The organism is Hyphomicrobium zavarzinii ATCC 27496 (assembly GCF_000383415.1).
GTDB classification, from domain to species: Bacteria; Pseudomonadota; Alphaproteobacteria; order Rhizobiales; family Hyphomicrobiaceae; genus Hyphomicrobium_C; species Hyphomicrobium_C zavarzinii.
This window is the reverse complement of sequence record NZ_KB911259.1, coordinates 36572-56138: the sequence shown is the minus strand read 5'-3', so window position 1 is coordinate 56138 and position 19567 is coordinate 36572. Positions and strand designations below refer to the sequence as shown.

Below are 19567 nucleotides of genomic sequence, written 5' to 3'. Positions count from 1 at the left end.
TCCGGCGCTGGTTTGTTTACAAATGCCGCAAGGTTTGTGGCGAGAAATGGCGCTGAAAGCGGCGCTCAGCGGGCGGGTGCGGGCACGAAGGTGAGCGCCACGCCGTTCATGCAATAGCGCTTCCCCGTGGGGGCTGGACCATCGTCGAACACGTGCCCCAGATGTCCGCCGCAGCGGCGGCAGTGGATCTCGGTGCGCGGATAGACGAGCTTGAAATCGGTTGAGCTGCCGATGGCATTTTCGAGCGGCTCGTAGAAGCTCGGCCAGCCGGTTCCGGAGTTGAACTTGGTGGCCGATGAAAAGAGCGGCTGGCCGCAGCCGGCGCACCGGTACTCACCTTCGGTGTAGGTCTTGTCGAGCGGGCTCGATCGCGGACGCTCGGTTCCGTGCTTCCGCAGCACGTCGAATTGCTGAGGCGTGAGGTCCCGCTGCCATTGTGCTTCGGATTTCACAACCTCGAAGGTTTGCGGGCCGGATTGCGCGGCTTGACCCTTGCGGGCGGATAGGCCCGAAAAGATGAAGCCTAGAGCGGAGATCGCGACGTTTCGTCGGCTCAGCATTGTACGCACCCTCCTGCGCCCTGCGGCGCAGACTTCGCATTTCCATCCCGGCGGCCGGTTGATCCCGTCCGCATCTCTCTATTGTTTGTACGCGCCACGCGGATGAGAGTTTCGCGCGGCGTTCGATGTTCGCAGTATGGCCCGTTTCAGGCCTCGATGGGAATACGTCGCGTAACGGTGATCTCCTCGGGGGTCAGGCGGCAGGCGTATGCGATGGCCTCGACGCCGGCTGCGTGTGCGGTGCGGAAGGCTTCGGCGTAGCGGGTATCGATGTCGCCCGCGAACGTGAAGCGCTCGGCATCTGCGCGCTGGACGAGATAGAGCATCACCGCGCGATGGCCAGCGGCAACCATGGCGCTGAGCTCGGCGAGATGCTTCACGCCGCGCTCGGTGACCGAGTCCGGAAACTCGGCGAGACCCGCAGTGCGCGAGAGGTGCACGTTCTTGATCTCGACATAGGCGAGGCCCTTGGCGGGATCCTCCAGCAGGATGTCGATACGGCTCGCGACGCCGTACTTCACCTCGCGTCGCAGACCTGCGTAACCGGCAAGCTCCGGGATCGTCCCGGCTGGGATGGCTTCCGAAACGAGGCGGTTCGGGTGGTTGGTGTTGATGCCAACCAGCTCGGGTCCGCGTCCGAGATCGGCTTCGACCATTTCCCAGGTGTGAGGATACTTGCGCGTCGCGCTCGTGCTTTCGGAAAGCCAGACGGTCGCTCCGGGAGTGGCGAGGCCTAGCATGGAGCCCGTGTTCGGGCAGGTCGCGGTCACGGCCGTTCCGTCGTCGAGGAGGACGTCGGCGAGGAAGCGCTTGTAGCGCTTTACAAGGCGCCCGCGGAGGAGGGGGGATGGAAATTTCATGGCGGGCGAGCTTTAGGGAGGTTGGCGGCGGCCTGCAAGCCAAACCGAGGCAGAGGGCTTCCGTCCTGCTATGATCGCGATAAGAACAAGCGAGCGGACGTACCAGGGAGATAGACTCGTGACCGGCAGCGACATCATCACGGCAGCGGTGCTCGTGATCGGCGACGAGATCCTTTCGGGGCGGACCAAGGACCGCAACATCGGCACTATCGCCGAGCACCTCACGGACATCGGCATCGCGCTCAAGGAGGTGCGGATCGTCGGAGACGTCGCGGCCGATATCATCGCCGGAGTGAATGCGCTGAGGGCGCGCTACACTTATGTTTTCACGACCGGCGGCATCGGGCCGACCCACGACGACATCACCGCCGACAGCATCGGGGCTGCGTTCGGGGTCACCGTGGATGTGGACCCGCGCGCGGTGGCGCTCATGCAACCCGTCTATGCGGCGCGGGGGATCGAACTCACCTCGGCGCGGCTACGCATGGCGCGGATTCCGGCTGGGGCCGACCTCGTCGTCAACAGCGTCTCGGCCGCGCCGGGGTTCAAAATCGGCAATGTGATCGTGATGGCGGGCGTGCCGGACATCATGAAAGCGATGCTTCTTGCTGCGACACAGCAACTCAGGACCGGACCTATAGTGAACGCTGTTTCGATTGTTGTCCGGAAGCCTGAGGGCGACATAGCCGATCTTTTTGCCGCCCATCAGCGGCTTTATCCAGACGTGGTGATGGGCAGCTATCCCTCTTTCGTGGAGGGGGATTATCGGACCGAGCTGGTCCTCCGCAGCCCCCATCCGATCCGCCTCGAGGAGGCGCGTGCAGGTCTCGAGCGCGCACTCGTGGAACGCGCATTTCTCTGAACAGCCTTAATTTGAACGGCGTGCAAAATTAACTATGCGGCAACTTTGCCGCTCGCCCTGCTGCGTTGCAGCTGCTCTTTTCGCGGCGCCACAGAGTTAACGGCAGGGGGGCTGCCGTCTCTGGCCAATCCCGAACAGAAACAGACATGGAGCTGATCGATGAGAACCCTCACGCGCAGATTTGCGACTTTGGGTGCACACAAGATCGGACGGGTAGGACTTTCATCCCTTTCAACGGCTTTCGGCGCCTTGCTTCTGACCACCGCGCTGGGTGGCGGCGAGGCGGAGGCCAAGACGCCGGGCAAGACCTATTGCTTTCACGGCAAATGCCACCGGGTGAAGACCATTGCCGAGACGGAGGCCATGATCGGCCAGGAAGAGACCGTCTCCGCCTCGTTCTACGATTCCTGCAAGCGTGATCGCTACAATCCCTGCGGCCTCACATCTTCGGGGGAAGTGTTCCAGGCCGATGCTGCCGACAATGCGGCGAGCCCTACCTATCCGGATGGAACGACGTTGCTCGTCTGGTCTCCGGTCACGCAGGCGTCGGTCGTGCTCAGGGTCAACAACGCCGGTCCCTATTGGGGCGGGCGGAAGCTGGACGTGTCGCGCGGGGCAGCCGACAAGCTCGGCTTTTCGGGCCAGGGCGTCGCGACGCTCAAGATCCGGGTTCTGGATGCGCCGACCGCGGCTGAGGCGGCCTACAAGAAGGGCCGCAAGTACGATCCGCTGCCCGGCTATATCGGTAAGTTCGCGAGCCTCGATGAGGCCCATGCGGGTGTGGCGGCCGGCTTCGCCGTCGCCGGGCTCACGCTTCCGCCGGATCTGGCAGGCACGAGCGGCACGGCCGTCGCGCAAGCAGGCATACCGGCCGACGGCGCCGTCCAGCTCGCATCGCTCGCGGCTTCTGATGTCGTTCAGGCCGTATCCGCGCCCGCAGAGATCGCACCGGTCAAGGTTTCGGTGGCTGTGGCGGCAATGGAGCAGCCTGGTGCGGAGACGGCCGTCGAACGGCAGCCCGTGCGCCGCGCCGTGGCCGAGACCCAGAGCCGCGCCGAGCGGACGGCCTCTCGCAATTCTCGCTCGTATCGCGTGGCAGCCAAGCAGCAGAAGCGCGAGGCTGTACGCACCAAGCCTGTCGAGGTGGCCACTCTCGAGCGTGAGCCGCAGCGCAAGTCGCGCATCGTGACGCTCGACGGCACGAACGACATGTCGGTTTTCGCGCGCCATACGCATGCCGGCATGGACCGTATTGCGCCGCAGGAGCCGATGGGCCGCCGCGCGTATTCGGCGCTGGGCCGCAGCCCGCGTGACGGCAACGACGGCTGATCGCGCCGCCGCCTAAATGAAATTCGCCCGCTCCGAGCCTCGGAGCGGGCGATTTCTTTTATCTCTTTATCTCTTTGCGCGGTTGCGGCGCCGTCTGCTCAAACTACCGCGCCCGTGGTGGGAGATGCCGGCTGCGCGGAGCCCGTCTGGCCTGCGCGCGCGGGCTGCTCGTAAAGCTCGTAGTGCGTCTCGAGCGTATCGAGGAACATCGCGACGAGATCGAGCAGTGCGCCGAGGTTCATGCGGCCCGCAACGAGGAACTGCTCCGTCACGGTGAGGCTCGCGGCCTCGAGCGGGGCGGCCGCGTCCTCGGCGATCAAGCCGCGCGAGCGGAGGTAAGCGGTCATGCCGTCACCGGTCTCGAAGGCGTTGGCGGTCTCGTCGGAGAGCTCGCTCGCGGCTTCGGCGACGATGTCGGTGCCGCTCGTGTAAAGGCGGGCGACCAGCCTGAACTCGGGCTCGGTCTTGGCGAGCTGGTGGGCGGTCTCGCGCGATTTCAGCACGCGGGCCAGCAGCACCATTTCCAGCGCGCGCGCGGCGTCGAGGGCTTCGCGCTCCTCGCGGCGCTGATCGGTGAGCCCCTCGGGCGAGCGGGCATCGCCGGCGTTCCAGCTCAGCGTGGATTTCAGAAGGTCCTCGCCGGCGGCGAGGGCAGCATCGAGATGGTCGGCCAGAAGATAGACGACGGCAGGGGCCGCGAGGCCAGCGGACGACATGAAAAGCTCCGTATCGCTTTTTGAGGCCGGGCCAAGAACTTACCTCTTTGGAACGCGATACGAGGCAGGCGGGTCTTGAAGGGCGTCTCAGTGTAGTTGAATTCAGTAACTTGCACGTCCGGGCCGATACTGAACCGATTCGGGCCGGTTGGGTGTCGCGCGCTTTCCATACTCACATGCGGAAAGCGCACTCTGGTCTAAGGTTTCGGCAACATGGACAGGAGCGTAACCAGGGCGCGCTCGACGTCCGTGCCGGTACTCGCGAGATACTGAGCGAGCGTGGAGGCTTCCGCCGCGTGCCACCGTTCCTCATGCGAGGGATGGCGCGCGATGGAGACGATGCTCGCCAGGAGCGCGTCGTCCGAGAACGCCGTGCCTATGCCGAGCTGCGTGCGGATCCGAGGGGTGAGACGCGCGAGGGTGCGAAGTATGACCGGGTCGTTGGGCCTCTCCTCGAAGACTTGGCCGTCTTCGGGGTGTGGCGGGCGCTTCCTTCCCGCGCCTGTTCCGGATGTGATCCGTGCGAGCCTGGGAATGTATGTGGTCACGGTCGACCTCGTTTGCGTCTTCCTGCTTCTTCTCCGGCTTTCTCCTCAACGTAACGCTTGAACGCCCAGGACGGCTTTGCGTTTCGACAAACCGTCTGTGCGCTGCACAGTGAGTTTCTACGTCTGCAGTACGGCCGATGATCGACGCTTCAGGCTGATGGGGTCCGAAGCGGTGGTCATGACCGTCAGCGTATTCGGAGCCTTCCTGCGCAGGCCGCCGTCACGAAGACATGCGGTCGAACGCCTGACGTGCCCCGCACGCCTTTGGCCATCTTGCGCTTTTTGCCGTCACTGTCTGTTGCGCGATGGCCCGATCCACAGGCGCGGGCGTCTGCCGGTTGTGGATTATGTGGGGAACGGGGAATAGCGGCGCAATTGGCTATGCACCTTTATTTGCTGCCAAAAGTCAGCCTTTCAATCGCGACACATCCATTGCGCGAAGGGAGCGAGCGGGCCGCCGGGTGCTGGCGCGGAGCGGACGATCGCGCGCTCTGCCTCGTCTCTGGAGGCGTAGACGCCCACGGGATCGGCGTAAGGCTGCGCTGGCGCTGATGTGTCCTCTCCCGCGGTCTCCAATCTGGCGAACGAGCCTGCGACGAGGGTCATGCCGGCCATCGCGGCGGGCCGGGCCACGTACCAGCGGCCATCGGGGAGCTCGAGAAGCTCGAAAGGAGTGGCAGGCGTCAAGGCAGGCCTCTCGGTGTTCGTGTTGCGATGTCCTCTGTGTTCCTTCCCTCGGCCGGCTTTTCTTCTTGAAACGAAAAAAGGGCGGGACCTTTCGGACCCGCCCTCGTCATTCGTCACGAGCAGCCGCTCGTCGAGCCGCAGGTGTCACATTTCAGGCAGGTGCCGTTTCGCACCATCGTGAAGTTCGCGCACTCGGGGCACGAGACGCCCTCGTAGCCTCTGAGGCGCGCCTCGGCGACGCGATCGGATGTGGTGCGGGCCTTCACGACCTTCGTCTCGGAAACCGTCGTGCGGTGGAACATCACCTCCGTGTCGGACTTGAGCGCCGTGGCGCCCTCCGAGGCATAGAGCGCGGTCGCACCTTCCGAGATCGGATAGGAGGGGGCGAGATCACGCTGGAGCGACGAGAGCGACGTCTCGGTCTCGTGGTGATGGCCGCGTCCGCCCGAGGCGAGGCGCAAGTTGCCGCGCATGAAGCCCTTCGACACGACCTTGGTCACGCTCTCCGGCAGGTCGAGGTCGAGCTGCTCGTCGGTCTCCTCGTCGGAGGAGCCGAGGCCGGTCTCGCCCACGATCTCGCGCGGATCGACGTGTGCGAGGTCGTTGCGTCCCAGATAGGAGACCGCAAGCTCGCGGAAGATGTAGTCGAGGATGGACGTGGCGTTCTTGATGGTCTCGTTGCCCTGCACGAGGCCCGCGGGCTCGAAGCGCGTGAAGGTGAAGGCCTCCACATACTCCTCAAGCGGCACGCCGTACTGCAGACCGAGCGAGATGGCGATGGCGAAGTTGTTCATCAACGAGCGGAAGGCGGCGCCCTCCTTGTGCATGTCGATGAAAATCTCGCCGAGCGCGCCGTCATCGTACTCGCCGGTGCGCAGGTACACCTTGTGGCCGCCGACGGAGGCCTTCTGGGTATAGCCCTTGCGGCGGCCCGGCATCTTGGCCCGCTCGCGGACGTTCGCGCGGTCGTTCGCGAACTTCAGCTCGCTCTCGAGCTCGGTGACGCGCTTCGCGAGCTTCTCGGCCGCGGCCATGATGCGCTGAACCTGCGGCTTGTCCGCGGTCATCTGCTCGGCAGCGTCGTCCTGCTCGTCGACATCGTCGCCCAGCACCTGCGCGTTGAGAGGCTGCGAGAGCTTGGAGCCGTCGCGATAGAGCGCGTTGGCCTTGAGCGCGAGACGCCAGGAGAGCTGGTAGCTCGCCTTGCAGTCCTCAACCGTCGCCTCGTTCGGCATGTTGATGGTCTTCGAGATCGCACCCGAGATGAAGGGCTGCGAGGCCGCCATCATGTGGATGTGGCTGTCGACCGAGAGGTAGCGTTTGCCCTTGCGGCCGCAGGGGCTAGCGCAATCGAACACCGGGAGGTGCTCGGGCTTGACGTACGGAGCGCCTTCCAGGGTCATCGCGCCGCAGACGTGCTCGTTCGCCGCCTCGATGTCCTTCTTGGAGAACCCAAGGTAGGCCAGGAGATCGAAGGACGGCTCGTCGAGCTTCGCCGCCGGAACGTTCAGCGTGCCGGTGAGGAAGTCGTCGCCGAGCGTCCAGCGGTTGAACACGAACTTGATGTCGAAGGCGGTGCCGAGGCCCGCCTCGATCTTCTTGATGGCCTCCGGCGTGAAGCCGCGGGCCGCGAGCGAGCCATGGTTGATGGCAGGCGCCTGCGCCAGCGAGCCGTGGCCGACCGCGTAGGCTGCGATCTCCGCGATCTCGCTCTCACGGTAGCCGAGGGCACGCAGGGCCTCGGGAACCGCGCGGTTGATGATCTTGAAGTATCCGCCGCCTGCGAGCTTCTTGAACTTCACAAGAGCGAAGTCCGGCTCGATGCCCGTGGTGTCGCAGTCCATGACCAGGCCGATGGTGCCGGTTGGCGCGATCACCGTTGCCTGCGCGTTGCGGTAGCCCCACTTCTCGCCAAGGTCGATGGCGAGATCCCAGGCGTTGCGGGCAGCTTCGACGAGCGGCTGCTCGGGGCAGTTGCCGGCATCGAGCGGCACCGGTGCGATGGAGAGCTGCTCGTAGCCTTCGCTATGGCCGTAAGCCGCGCGGCGATGGTTGCGCATCACGCGCAGCATGTCGGTGCGGTTCGGCTCGAAGCCTGGGAACGGACCCAGCTCGCCCGCCATCTCGGCCGAGGTGGCGTAGGAGATGCCGGTCATCAGCGCCGAGATGGCGCCGCAGATCGCGCGGCCGGCCGCCGAGTCGTAGGGGATGCCGGAGGCCATGAGCAGGCCGCCGATGTTGGCGAAGCCGAGACCCAGCGTGCGGTAGCGATAGGAGAGCTCCGCGATTTGGCGCGAGGGGAACTGCGCCATCAGCACCGAGACCTCGAGCACGATGGTCCAGAGGCGGCAGGCGTGCTCGAAGGCTTCGATGTCGAAGCTCTTGTCGGCCTTGCGGTAGGTGAGCAGGTTCAGCGACGCCAGGTTGCAGGCCGTGTCGTCGAGGAACATGTACTCGGAGCACGGGTTCGACGCGCGGATCGGTCCCGACTGCGGGCAGGTGTGCCAGTCGTTGATGGTGGTGTGGAACTGAATGCCCGGATCGGCGGAGGCCCAGGCGGCGTGGCCAATCTGCTCCCAGAGATCGCGGGCGCGGATCGTCTTCACCGTTTTGTTGGTGGTGCGTGAGGTCAGGTTCCAGGTGCCGTCACCCTCGACGGCGCGCAGGAACTCGTCGGTGACGCGCACCGAGTTGTTGGAGTTCTGGCCGGAGACGGTGAGGTAGGCCTCGCTGTCCCAATCGGTATCGTAGATGTCGAACTCGATGTCCTTGTAGCCCTGGCGCGCGAACTGGATGACGCGCAGGACGTAGTTCATCGGCACGTCGTCGCGGCGTGCTTCCTTGATGGCGCGCTTCAAGGCCGGGTTCTTGGCGGGGTCGAAGCAACGCTCATCGTGGCTGCCGTCCACCGCGCCGCTCTCGCGCTCGCAGTTGACGCACGCCTTCATGATTGCCTTGAGGCGTTTCTGGCAGATGCGCGAGCCGGTGACGAGGGCGGCGACCTTCTGCTCCTCGCGCACCTTCCAGCCGATGTACTCCTCAATGTCCGGATGATCGACGTCGACCACAACCATCTTGGCGGCGCGGCGCGTGGTGCCGCCCGACTTGATGGCGCCGGCGGCGCGATCGCCGATCTTGAGGAAGCTCATGAGGCCCGACGAGCGACCGCCACCCGACAGCTTCTCGTTCGCGCCGCGCAGGCTCGAGAAGTTGGAGCCGGTGCCCGAGCCATACTTGAAGAGGCGCGCCTCGCGCACCCAAAGGTCCATGATGCCGTTCTCGTTCACGAGATCGTCGTTCACGGACTGGATGAAGCAGGCGTGCGGCTGGGGGTGCTCATAAGAAGAGGCTGAGACGGTGAGCTTGCCGGTCTCGAAGTCCACGTAGAAGTGACCCTGGCTGGGGCCGTCGATGCCATAAGCCCAGTGCAGGCCGGTGTTGAACCACTGCGGCGAGTTCGGCGCGCCCATCTGGCGGGCGAGCATGTAGCGGTGCTCGTCGTAGAAGGCGCGGGCGTCGTCCTCGGTGGTGAAGTAGCCGCCCTTCCAGCCCCAGTAGGTCCAGGTGCCGGCGAGACGATCGAAAACCTGGCGGGCGTCGGTCTCGCCGCCGAAGCGCTCCTTCTCGGGGAGGACAGCGAGCGCGCGCTCGTCGGGCACAGAGCGCCAGAGCCAGGACGGGATTTGCGTCTCTTCGACCTTCTTCAGGCGGCGGGGCACGCCGGCCTTGCGGAAATACTTCTGAGCGAGGATGTCGGCGGCGACCTGGCTCCAATCCTCGGGCACCTCGAAGCCTTCGAGACGGAAGACGACGGAGCCGTCGGGGTTCTTGATCTCGGATGTGGCGCGGCGGAATTCGATCGTCTCGTAGGGAGACTTTCCAGCCTGAGTGAAGCGCCGCGTAATTTTCATAGTTCCCCCTTGTGCCGTCGGCCCTTGAACCTCGTCGTGTGTCCTCATCCACACGTCTCGGCGTCCTCAGAAGCCGGCACACACTTCCCCCGCGGCCGCTGCGACACATGAAGCGCGACGGCCGAGAATGGGTGCTCGGATTGTGGGGAACGCCAAGAAACGAAACGTGGAGAGCGACTGCCGCGGCCGAGTGAAACGTGGCGGCGGCATGGCAAGACCGTATGCGATTCGGGGCGCGGGAAACAAATGGAGAGAACTAGATTTTGTGGTCGCAGCGGCAACTGCGACTATATCTAGTGGCTGTTGGCAAGTTGGGGATTGACAGCCGAGATGGCCGAAAAATGCGGGCTTGGAGCCGGATGCCTGAAAAACAGGCGTGTGTAAAAGCCCAAAAACCTGGCATCGCCGAACGCTGATCAAACGATAATCCGAGTCGGGTTCAGACGGGTATCAGGGAGTCTGTTGTAAATCTGCCGCAAAAGCTGTGTCAGCAACTTGCGCGGGGCGACCTCCGTCAAGGGACCCGGTCGCGGGAGGTGATAGTGGCTTTTTCGGCGGGCAGCGTTCAGGGCCGGCGGGTGGTGCGAGAGAGAATGCGCACTGGCGCTCCCGCGGCTCACGCGCTAATCCGGTGACATACAGCGCGGAGGCGATTTGGAATGGGGATTTTCAGCGAGATCTTCAGCTGGTGGGGCGGCAATACCTGGGGCACGCGGCTGACGATCGCCCGGCAGGGCAGGTATGTGGGCAGCGACTCGTTCGGCAACCGCTATTATGAGCAGCTCAAGGGCGTGGGGCCCGAAGGCCCGCTCGGCCGGCTGCGGCGCTGGGTGACGTACACCAAGCTCGCCGACCCGTCGAAGGTGCCGCCGGAGTGGCATGGCTGGCTCCATTATACCGTCGATACGCCTCCTACCGAGGAGCGCTATACGCCGAAGCCCTGGGAGAAGCCGCATCAACCCAACATGACCGGGACGCCTGGGGCCTATCGGCCGGCCGGTTCGATTCTCGGCACGGGGCATCGAGCCCGGGCTACCGGCGACTACAAGCCCTGGCGCCCCGAGTGAGGCGATCTGCGCTCGCGCCCGCCATCCAATGCGGGCGGTAAGCCTTGTGCGCGCCATCGTTGCGTCGCAGATGAGTGGAGGCGCGGGATTGCGCGCCCCAGAGCGGACCAGTCCGCGCCAGACACGAAACAGGACGAAGCTCGCATGACCGGCCGGCGGCCAGATTCCAGCCTCAGCACGACGGGAGCAGTTCGCGCAGGCGCGTGCGCTCTCTCGGCGCTGCTCGCGATCGGGGCGGGCGGTATCGCGGCCGGGGCGGCCGAACGGCTCGATAATCGCCTTGCCGTGTTTTCGGCCCTCGACAAAGTGACGGCGACCATCAAGACGCTGGAAGTGCCGATCAACGAGACGGTGCAGTTTGGCGCGCTCAAGGTGACGCCGCGGGTCTGCTACTCGCGCCCGGCCACGGAGCAGCCGAAGACCACCTCGTTCGTCGAGGTCGACGAGGTGCAGCTCGACGGGAAGGAGAAGCGGATCTTCTCGGGCTGGATGTTCGCGCAGAGCCCGGGGCTCAACGCCGTCGAGCATCCGGTGTTCGACGTGTGGCTGACCGACTGCCAGAAGCCGCGCAACGCGGTTGCGCAGCAGGCGCCGCCTGCGGTGGGAGCCGATATTCCGCAAGGCGAGATCGACTCGCTCGGCCCCGAGGAAGAACCTGCCGATATGCAGCGCCGTCGCGTGCGGCGCTAGCTTCAGCCGTATCTGGAGCACGGCTTCGCCGTGACGCCGGCGAGACGTTAGTTATGTGGACACGAACCACCGAAACCTCGGTGTCATTCCAATTGATAGCCTGAGGATTGGGTTCAACCCGGATCCGCCAAACCTAACGTCATCCCGACGCAGGTCGGGATCCACGCGAGCCTCCGCGGGTTCAACGAACCGGAAGCGCATCCCGTTCGAAACGTGTCGTGGGTGCCGGCCTTCGCCGGCATGACGTTACTGCAGCGGATTTTGCCGACCCCAAAACTCAGCCATCCGAGGCAGCTTGCCGGAACGCGGAGGACGCGCCCCCTGGATGTCCGGGTCGAGCCCGGCCATGGAGTTGGTGGAAGATGGGACACGCGGCCAGGGCTGAAACGTGCCCTGCTGGAGACATGTCTGGACCCCGATCTTCATCGGGGTGACGTTGTTTTTTGATTGCGCCGTACGCCGTTCTTCGACGTCATCCCGACGCAGGTCGGGATCCACGCGAGCCTCCGCGGGTTCAAAGAACCGGAAGCGCATCCCGTTCGAAACGTGTCGTGGGTGCCGGCCTTCGCCGGCATGACGTTACTGCAGCGGATTTTGCCGACCCCAAAACTCAGCCATCCGAGGCAGCTTGCCGGAACGCGGAGGACGCGCCCCCTGGATGTCCGGGTCGAGCCCGGCCATGGAGTTGGTGGAAGATGGGACACGCGGCCAGGGCTGAAACGTGCCCTGCTGGAGACATGTCTGGACCCCGATCTTCATCGGGGTGACGTTTTTTTTGACTGCGGCGTGCGCCTTTCTTCCCTCGATCTGCTCCCAGAGACGCGAGCTGTGTCGATCATGACTCACATGCGCCGCTAAGTGCAGCGCCAGCGCGGTTCAATTGCGGTTTGGGGTATCGCGAATCTTTGTCCTACATCATTCTTTGTGCAATCAAATTCGCTGCGAGCGACGTGGATTTTGCACATCTGTTCCTGGTGGAACGGCAGAATCCGCGGAGGCTCGTTAGCGTGGGCGCCGATGCTGCGCTTCTGATTTCGCGGTGCTCCGTTCTGCGGATGCACTCAGGTTGTCATTCGAGACATCGGAGCCTCCAATGACCGATAACCGTTCGATCGCCTACGACGCGACGTTCATGGTTCTCTACATCGGACTTTCGGCCGCTATGGCCGTTCTGTCCGTTCTGCTGCTGGCCTTGCTGGCGCTCGAAGCGGAGTTCGGTCCGCTGCAGGTCGGCGCGGCGGTGGCCAATCTCGTCGGCTGGGCCGTGCTGCCGTTGGCGCCGTGGCTCTATCGCAAGATAGTCGGGCACCCGTTCTCCTGGCGCGCGAACGGCGCGCTCGGCGGAGACGTGGATTTCTAAAGTGTGCAATCCAATTCTCTCGGCTCGCACGCTCTAGGTATTTGGCTGGTCGCATTTTCTTACGACGGACCGGCCTCCACTTCGTCGGAAAACGCTCCGGAGCTTGTGCTTAGCCTGCGCGCGCCTGCAGAAGCTTCGCGACGCGCGGGGCAAAATAGGTGAACACGCCTGATGCGCCCGCGCGTTTGAAGGCCATGAGGCTCTCCAGGATGGCCTTCTCCTCGTCGAGATAGCCTTTCTCCGCCGCGGCCATGATCATCGCGTACTCGCCCGACACCTGATAGGCGAAGGTCGGCACCTTGAACGTCTCGGACACGCGCCTCACGATGTCGAGGTAGGGCATGCCAGGCTTCACCATCACCATGTCCGCGCCTTCGGCGAGATCGAGCGCGACCTCGCGGATGGCTTCGTCGCTGTTGGCGGCGTCCATCTGGTAGGTGCGCTTGTCGCCCTTGAGGAGACCTCCTGAGCCGACGGCATCGCGGAAGGGGCCGTAAAAGGCGCTCGCATACTTCGCGGCATACGACATGATCTGCGTGTTGCGGTGGCCGTTGCTCTCGAGCGCCTGGCGGATGGCGCCAATGCGGCCGTCCATCATGTCGGACGGAGCGAGGATGTCGGCGCCCGCCTCGACCTGAATCAGGGACTGACGGATGAGCGCTTCCACAGTCTCGTCGTTGGCGATCTCGCTGCCGATCAGGAGACCATCGTGGCCGTGGATCGTATAGGGATCGAGGGCCACGTCGAGAATGATGCCGATGTCGATGCCGGCATTCTTCACGGCCCGCGTCGCGCGGCAGACGAGGTTATCGGCGTTGAAGGCTTCGCGTGCGTCGTCGGTGCGCAGCTTCACATCGGTGTTGGGAAAAAGCGCGATGGCGGGAATGCCGAGCCCGGCGGCTGTCCGGGCGGCTTCCACCACGAGATCGACGGAGAGGCGTTCGACGCCGGGCATCGAGGCGACTGGCTCGCGCCTGGCTTCGCCTTCGATCACGAACAAGGGCCAGATGAGATCGGCCGGGCTCAGCGTGCTCTCGGCGACGAGGCGGCGTGACCAGCCAGACCGGCGGTTGCGCCGCATCCGGACGGCCGGATAGCTGGCGGCGGGAAGCGATTGAGTAGAAGTTGCGGTCGGCTCGGAAGGTGCTTTGGAACGGGTCACGCGGAAGCCTCGGAGATTGGAGCCGTTACGCGGGCGCGCTTCGGCAGTGTGGCGCGACCATCCCGCCTTGCGGGGCGGCGCGCAAGGGGGCGAAATGGCGATCAGTAAACCGGCGCGCCCGGGAGACCGTCGGTTAAGGACGGGCACCCGCTAATCGCAGATCTTGCGGACTTTGCGTTCGGCCATGTCCACGTGGAAATGGTTGCGGTGCGCTTCGTTGGCCTCGGGACCGAGAGTGGTGCCGAAGATGCGGCAGCCGGCGGCGTGAGCTTCGTGCAGGAACTTGCTGGTGGGCGTCTTGGGGGCCGGGGCGACTGCCGGTTGGTCCTCGGCGCCGGGCGGCGGGAGCGATGCGGTGGTCTCCGGCTCGGCGTTCCCTTGCTTTTTCTTGGCCGCGTCCTTCTTGGCGCCCTTCTGTTTCTTATCCTCGATGGGCCTGATCTCGACCTTGGTCTCGACCGCGTTCTTCGGGCCGCCCAGACGCGTCGGGGCCATGCCGAAGCCTTCCTTCGAGACGGAGGCGGGGAGCGCGAGCGAGGGATCGAGATGCTTGGTGGGCAAGCCTTCGATAAGCGTCTTTCTCGGAAGCGGCGAGTTGGTGGTCTCGGACTTGGCCGCGACCTCGGCCGCTTCGGCGCGCTCCTTGCTCGCCTTCTCGGCGGCGAGCTTCACGGCTTCCGCCTTGGCTGCGGCCGCCTTCGCCGCGGCGATCTGCTTCTCCACGTCGCGCTTGGTCTGGCCCCAGTCGGCCAGCACGACGGCGTGATCGCCTTTGCGCGTGGTGAAGCCGCGAATGTCGAGCGCGTTGGCTTTGCCATGCTCGGAGAGCTTGTTGCCGATGCGGCCGTAGGCCATGCGGCAGGAATAGTCGCTCATCGATTCCATGCGGATCACTTCCGATCCGAGATGGCGGCGGGCGAGGGGCTGGACCTCGTCCTTCATCCATTTGGTGAGTGCCACGACCATGTCGCAGGTGACGACGGCTGGAGGTGAAAGCGAGACCTCCGGGTTCTTGCCGATGGAGATGAGGCGCACGGGAGCCATGGTTCCGCAGTCGCCCTTGCGGAAGGGCGCTTCGGGGACGGTGACTGCATCGACGCCCTTGAGGAGCTGGGTGCAGCGGGCGCGGGCCAGCTCGACATCGACGGCGGGCCATTCGGTGGCGATCAGAGGTTTCTTGGGCGCGGCCTCGGCCGCTTTTCCGGCAGGCTGCTCGCCCGCCTTGATGCCATTGGCCGTTGTCGCGGCGCCCTTGCCGTCGGTTGCGGCTTTGTTGGCGTCCGCGGGCGTGCCGTCCTGCTTCGCCGGTTCCGCTGCCTGCTTGGTGTCGTCGTTGGTGGCGTTTTTCTTGCCGGCGGACTTCGAGGATTTGCCGTCCGCTCCGGCGGTGTCCGTCTTCTCGCCGTCCTTGCGCGCCTTTTTGCTACGCGTGGTTTTGTCCGGCGCGAGCGCGTCTTTTGCGGCCGACGTCGCCTTCGCAGCCGCGGTCTTGGCGTCGATGACGATCGTCTCGAAGGCGTTGGTCACAGTGCCCGAAATAGAGCGATCGGCCGCGTTCGCCACGGCCGCGCCAGCGCTACACAGAGAGAAGATCGCAACGGCGTGCCGAAACCGCATCATAGGCGCGTCCTTGAGGCTCTTCGGATGCCTGCGGGCGAGCTTTAACACCTGCAGGCGTGCGGGAAATTTCCAGACTCCGCATCGAGCCGCGAAGTCGCGCTGCGAATCATGCAGCCAGTTTCATCTCAACGAGGAAGCCTGTATAGCCGCAAATTGTGGCTCAACAAGGCGACTGTCCCCACTTATCACATTGGCAGACCAGGGACGTTTTGGTAGGGCGCAGAGCGCATTTTTTGGGTTTGTGCCGCTTGGGTGCGGCAACGGGTGCTTCACTGCGGGGCGAGGGAATGGCCGAGACGGCAGACGAGACGCTGAAAGTCGAAATCACGGGCTCGCTTGCGCTCGTGACCTTGGCACGTCCCAAGGCGCTCAACGCGCTGACACAGCATATGCGGACCAAGCTATCAGAACGGCTGTGGGCGGCAGCGCGCGATCCGCAAGTCTATGCGGTGGCGATCCAGTCGGAAAGCCCGCGTGCGTTCTCGTCCGGCTCCGACGTGCGCGAGGTGATCGGGCTTGCACGCGCGGAGATGGAGGCAGGGCTCAAGACGTTCGCCGACGAATACTCGCTCAACTGGCAGTGCGAGTGCTTTTCGAAGCCCACGGTGCCCTTGATCAACGGCATGGTGATGGGCGGCGGCGTGGGGATCTCGCAGTACGGCACCCACCGCGTTGCGGGGGAGGGCTATTCCTTCGCCATGCCGGAGACGCTGATCGGGCTCTTTCCGGACGTGGGCGTGTGCCATGTGTTCGCGCGCCTGCCGGATCATGTGGGCATCTATCTCGGCCTCACGGGCCGCAGCATCGGGCGGGCGGACGCCTATGCGCTGGGCCTCGTAACGCACTGCATCGATCAGGCGGAGTTCGAGGCGATCAAGGCGGCGCTCGCGGATACCTGGCCGGTCGATACGGTGCTGGACGAGCGGCACAAGGATCCTGGTGAGGGCGCGCTTTTGCCCTATCGCGAGTTGATCGACCGCTGCTTCTCGGCGCCGAGCGTCGAGGAGATCGTGGCGCGCCTCGAAGCCGTGCAGGGCGTTCATCGCGATTGGGCGGGAGAGCTTGTCGCCAATCTCCGCCATCGCTCGCCGCTCGCGCTCAAGGTCACGCACCGGCATATCCGCGACAGCAAGGCGCGCGATCTCAGGGAGACGCTCCGGGCCGACTATCGGATCGCGACGCGTTTTCTCGAAGCCAACGGCGATTTCTACGAGGGCGTGCGTGCAGCGCTGATCGACAAGGACGGAGCGCCGCGCTGGACTCCGGCGCGGATCGAGGACGTAACGGATGCCATGGTGGCGGCGTACTTCGCGCCGCTCGGTGCGCGGGATCTTGCATTGCCGACGCGCGAGGACATGCAGAAGGCGCGCGCGTGAAAGCGCGTTCCGTAGATTCAGCCCCTTGACGCCGGCTATGCCCCCACCTGTCTCGACCCCGACCTCCGTCGGGGTGACGGCGAAGCTTGTCGCTGTGATCCGCATAGACGTCGCCTCGTGTTGAGGCTGAGATTTACCTGCTATTTACCGCATCAATTGAGCTAATTTTTATCGGTCTCGCTTAGCCTGCACTGAGAACCGGAAAACCGGTCGCGTCAAACAGGTTAGTAAGGCAGGGTAATATGAGCACCGCACTCAACGCGGGGCGCCAGCGAGCGCCCGTGGATCAGGATCCTACTCTTCGTTCGGAGTACGTTCAGAGCCTCCATCTCATCGAGAGACTGCATCGCTTGCTGCTCGATGTCATCAAGGACGAGTTTGACCGCAACGGCAGCTCGGACCTCAACGCCGTGCAGGCGCTCCTTCTGTACAATATGGGCGATAACGAGCTGACAGCCGGCGAGCTCAAGAGCCGCGGCTACTACATGGGCTCGAACGTCTCGTACAATCTCAAGAAGCTCGTCGAGATGGGCTACATAGACTACGAGCGCAGCGAGAGCGACAAGCGCAGCGTGCGCGTCTCGCTTTCGGCAAAGGGCCGCCAGGCCTCGGAAGTGGTTCATCGCCTCTATCAGCGCCAGCTCGGCTCGGTCGAGACGGTGGCGCAGGTTTCGGGCGAGGAGCTCAAGGGCCTCAACAAGGCGCTGGGCCGCCTCGAGAGGTTCTGGACGGATCAGATCCGTTTCCGCCTCTAGTCTCACGACGCGTGCCTTGGGGCGGGCACGTGCTGGATCGGTGGCAAGGGGGTGCGCGGGGGCGTGCCCCTTTGTCGTTTGCGGAGCGGCGCGCAACCGAATCGCGGGGCGGTGATGGACCGGGCGGCGTGGCGCAGCCCGATCGGATCACAGCTGGATCCGGGGCGATGTCCACATTCCAGAGGTGTTCGTGCGGATGTAGAGGTGCCCGGGCTCGACCTGCAGAAAATGGGTAGGCGCTTGTGCGGGCGGCTCCGCGGTGGCGCGGCCCTCCGTGGGGATTTATCAAGGATAAGAGCCCCCTGCATCGTGACCTGGGGGTGAGGGACTCTGGGGACGGCTGGATTTCCGGCCTAGCACTCAGACGGCGGACGTCCCGGGCGGGTAGGGGTTCCTACTTGTGGCAGGCCCGCACCACGTCGAATGCAGCCCGGCGCCGGGGGCTTTTTGTCCGGTCCGGATCATGTAATTGTCCCGGCAAAACGGCGTTATCCTGTTTCCGTATCAAAGCATGCGCAGGTCGGGGTCGATGGCGCGTGCTTTCCGGCACAGGCAGGTTTGCGCACGGTCGAGTCGATGTGCTGAAGGCGGCGCCCACGCAACAGGAGATGGGCGATTTCTGGCGGGGGGCTCCATGGCGATATCGTTCAAGCTCGGCACGGGATTGATGCTCGGAGCTTTGGCGGCCGCATCTTTGACCGCACCTGCTCGTGCCAACGACAACTGGCTCTCGTTCGGACCCGTGAGCGGAAGCGGGAGCAGTGCGAGCGATCCGACGACGGAGCGTGAAGCGCTGAAGGAGTTCGAGCGCAATCCGCCCGCGGGCCTTCCCACTCTCTCCCCAGCCAACATCGAGGCCACCAAAGCCGCTATCGCGCGCTACAAGGAGATCGTTGCGGCAGGCGGGTGGAAGCCTGTGCCCGATGCCGTGGTCAAGCCGGACGAGCAGCATTTTGCGATCGTGGAGCTGCGTGACCGCCTGATCGTCTCGGGCGAGTTGCCCGCGGATCAGGCTGGCGGCGAGACGCTCGACGGAAAGCTGGTGGAGGCGCTCAAGGCCTATCAGGCGACGAACGGACTTACGCCAAACGGCCGGCTCGACAAGCCGACGATCGCCGCGCTCAACGTTTCGGCCGAGGACAGGCTCAAGCAGCTCGAGACCAACCTCAAGCGGCTCGCGGAGCTGACCCAGGTGGTAAAGCCGCAGCGCAAGTATGTCGTGGTCAACATTCCGGCCGCGCAGGTGGAAGCCGTTGCGCTCAATCGCGTGATCACGCGCCACACTGGCGTCGTCGGCAAGGTGGACCGGCCGACGCCGCTCCTGCGCTCGACGATCACGGAGATGAATTTCAATCCGATCTGGCGCCTTCCGCCGACGGTGATCCAGAAGGATCTCATTCCCCAGGGCCGCGAGATGCAGGCCGAGGGCAAGAACGTGCTCGTCAAAACGGGCATCGAGGCCTACGACGGGAACGGCAAGAAGGTCGATCCGGAGAAGATCGACTGGAACTCGTCGGCACCGAAGTCGTACTCGTACCGGCAGCCGCCCGGAAAGGACAACCCGCTCGGGTTCGTGAAGATCAACTTCGCCTCAGGCGAGTCGGTCTACATGCACGACAGTCCGTCGGAGGGTCTGTTCGGCCGCAATTTCCGAGCAGCAAGCTCGGGATGCATTCGCGTCCACAACATCGAGCGGCTCGCTTACTGGCTGCTCGGACAGAACGACGGTTGGGACGAGGACAAGATCGCTGCGATGAAGCAGACCGGCGAGCGCAAGGATGTGCGGCTCGCTACTCCTGTGCCGCTGCATTTCGTGTACATCACCGCCTGGGCGACCGAGGACGGGGTCATCCAGTTCCGCCGCGATCTCTATAGCCGGGACGGCGTGGCGGAGATCGCGACTTCCTATTGAGAAGCGGGCTCTCACCGCGCGGGTGCGACCTGTTCGCCGCGAGGCCGATGGGGCTGAGCAACTTGACCGATGTCAATGCGATCGAGCCTGCCATGCCTCAATCAGGATGCACGGCACGCTTATGGTTTCCCAGGGGGGCGACGGGGCTCCAA

General features: G+C 64.5%; 17 protein-coding genes. 8 read left to right on the top strand and 9 right to left on the bottom strand.

From position 1 onward, the window contains the following. Positions 1 to 65 precede the first annotated feature (65 nt). Positions 66 to 560 (bottom strand): peptide-methionine (R)-S-oxide reductase MsrB, encoded by a 495-nt coding sequence (gene msrB / locus F812_RS0114530; protein ID WP_020086710.1) that lies wholly within the window; start codon positions 558 to 560, stop codon positions 66 to 68. A 146-nt stretch (positions 561 to 706) separates the two neighbouring features. Continuing rightward, the gene (gene sfsA / locus F812_RS0114525) at positions 707 to 1420 is read right to left on the bottom strand and encodes a DNA/RNA nuclease SfsA (protein ID WP_020086709.1); all 714 of its coding nucleotides are present in this window, start codon (positions 1418 to 1420) and stop codon (positions 707 to 709) included. Positions 1421 to 1538: 118 nt separating this feature from the next. Here sfsA and F812_RS0114520 point away from each other — a divergent pair, with 118 nt between their 5' ends. Together F812_RS0114520 and F812_RS25560 are read left to right on the top strand one after the other, a co-directional pair. Then, entirely contained in the window at positions 1539 to 2282 is a 744-nt protein-coding gene (locus tag F812_RS0114520) for a competence/damage-inducible protein A (protein ID WP_020086708.1), read from the top strand. 159 nt (positions 2283 to 2441) lie between these two features. Further along, the gene (locus tag F812_RS25560) at positions 2442 to 3611 is read left to right on the top strand and encodes a septal ring lytic transglycosylase RlpA family protein (RefSeq protein ID WP_083929201.1); all 1170 of its coding nucleotides are present in this window, start codon (positions 2442 to 2444) and stop codon (positions 3609 to 3611) included. Positions 3612 to 3709: 98 nt separating this feature from the next. Here the strand turns inward: F812_RS25560 and F812_RS23990 are convergent, their stop codons facing one another. From F812_RS23990 to F812_RS0114495, 4 genes are all read right to left on the bottom strand, one after another. Then, entirely contained in the window at positions 3710 to 4327 is a 618-nt protein-coding gene (locus tag F812_RS23990) for a hypothetical protein (protein ID WP_020086707.1), read from the bottom strand. 197 nt (positions 4328 to 4524) lie between these two features. After that, on the bottom strand, positions 4525 to 4875 hold the full coding sequence (locus F812_RS0114505) for a hypothetical protein (RefSeq protein WP_020086706.1): 351 nt from the start codon (positions 4873 to 4875) through the stop codon (positions 4525 to 4527). Positions 4876 to 5289: 414 nt separating this feature from the next. Next, complete coding sequence (locus F812_RS0114500; RefSeq protein WP_020086705.1) at positions 5290 to 5562, bottom strand: hypothetical protein; 273 nt, start codon at positions 5560 to 5562, stop codon at positions 5290 to 5292. Between the two features lie 113 nt (positions 5563 to 5675). After that, the gene (locus F812_RS0114495; RefSeq protein WP_020086704.1) at positions 5676 to 9473 is read right to left on the bottom strand and encodes a vitamin B12-dependent ribonucleotide reductase; all 3798 of its coding nucleotides are present in this window, start codon (positions 9471 to 9473) and stop codon (positions 5676 to 5678) included. A 659-nt stretch (positions 9474 to 10132) separates the two neighbouring features. On the opposite strand from F812_RS0114495, the gene F812_RS0114490 reads away from it, so the two are divergent. Together F812_RS0114490 and F812_RS0114485 are read left to right on the top strand one after the other, a co-directional pair. Further along, a complete protein-coding gene (locus F812_RS0114490; RefSeq protein ID WP_020086703.1) occupies positions 10133 to 10540 on the top strand; it encodes an NADH:ubiquinone oxidoreductase subunit NDUFA12 in 408 nt (135 codons plus the stop codon). 144 nt (positions 10541 to 10684) lie between these two features. Further along, positions 10685 to 11230, top strand: coding sequence for a DUF2155 domain-containing protein (locus F812_RS0114485; RefSeq protein WP_020086702.1), 546 nt, complete (start codon positions 10685 to 10687; stop codon positions 11228 to 11230). A gap of 246 nt (positions 11231 to 11476) precedes the next feature. Here the strand turns inward: F812_RS0114485 and F812_RS0114480 are convergent, their stop codons facing one another. Beyond that, on the bottom strand, positions 11477 to 11728 hold the full coding sequence (locus tag F812_RS0114480) for a hypothetical protein (RefSeq protein WP_156827436.1): 252 nt from the start codon (positions 11726 to 11728) through the stop codon (positions 11477 to 11479). A 595-nt stretch (positions 11729 to 12323) separates the two neighbouring features. Between F812_RS0114480 and F812_RS0114475 the strand changes: the two genes are divergently transcribed. Then, positions 12324 to 12590, top strand: coding sequence for a hypothetical protein (locus F812_RS0114475; protein ID WP_020086700.1), 267 nt, complete (start codon positions 12324 to 12326; stop codon positions 12588 to 12590). 109 nt (positions 12591 to 12699) lie between these two features. On the opposite strand, the gene hemB is transcribed toward F812_RS0114475, so the two are convergent. After that, positions 12700 to 13752, bottom strand: a complete 1053-nt coding sequence (gene hemB / locus F812_RS0114470; protein ID WP_020086699.1) for a porphobilinogen synthase — start codon at positions 13750 to 13752, stop codon at positions 12700 to 12702. 150 nt (positions 13753 to 13902) lie between these two features. Beyond that, positions 13903 to 15372, bottom strand: a complete 1470-nt coding sequence (locus tag F812_RS23985) for an extensin-like domain-containing protein (protein WP_020086698.1) — start codon at positions 15370 to 15372, stop codon at positions 13903 to 13905. A gap of 287 nt (positions 15373 to 15659) precedes the next feature. Here F812_RS23985 and F812_RS0114460 point away from each other — a divergent pair, with 287 nt between their 5' ends. From F812_RS0114460 to F812_RS0114450, 3 genes are all read left to right on the top strand, one after another. After that, positions 15660 to 16748: an enoyl-CoA hydratase/isomerase family protein gene (locus F812_RS0114460; protein WP_020086697.1), complete on the top strand. Its 1089-nt coding sequence runs from the start codon at positions 15660 to 15662 to the stop codon at positions 16746 to 16748. Between the two features lie 242 nt (positions 16749 to 16990). After that, positions 16991 to 17503, top strand: a complete 513-nt coding sequence (gene ldtR / locus F812_RS0114455; protein ID WP_020086696.1) for a transcriptional regulator LdtR — start codon at positions 16991 to 16993, stop codon at positions 17501 to 17503. A 634-nt stretch (positions 17504 to 18137) separates the two neighbouring features. Next, positions 18138 to 19415, top strand: a complete 1278-nt coding sequence (locus F812_RS0114450) for a L,D-transpeptidase family protein (protein ID WP_020086695.1) — start codon at positions 18138 to 18140, stop codon at positions 19413 to 19415. The last annotated feature ends 152 nt before the right edge of the window (positions 19416 to 19567 follow it).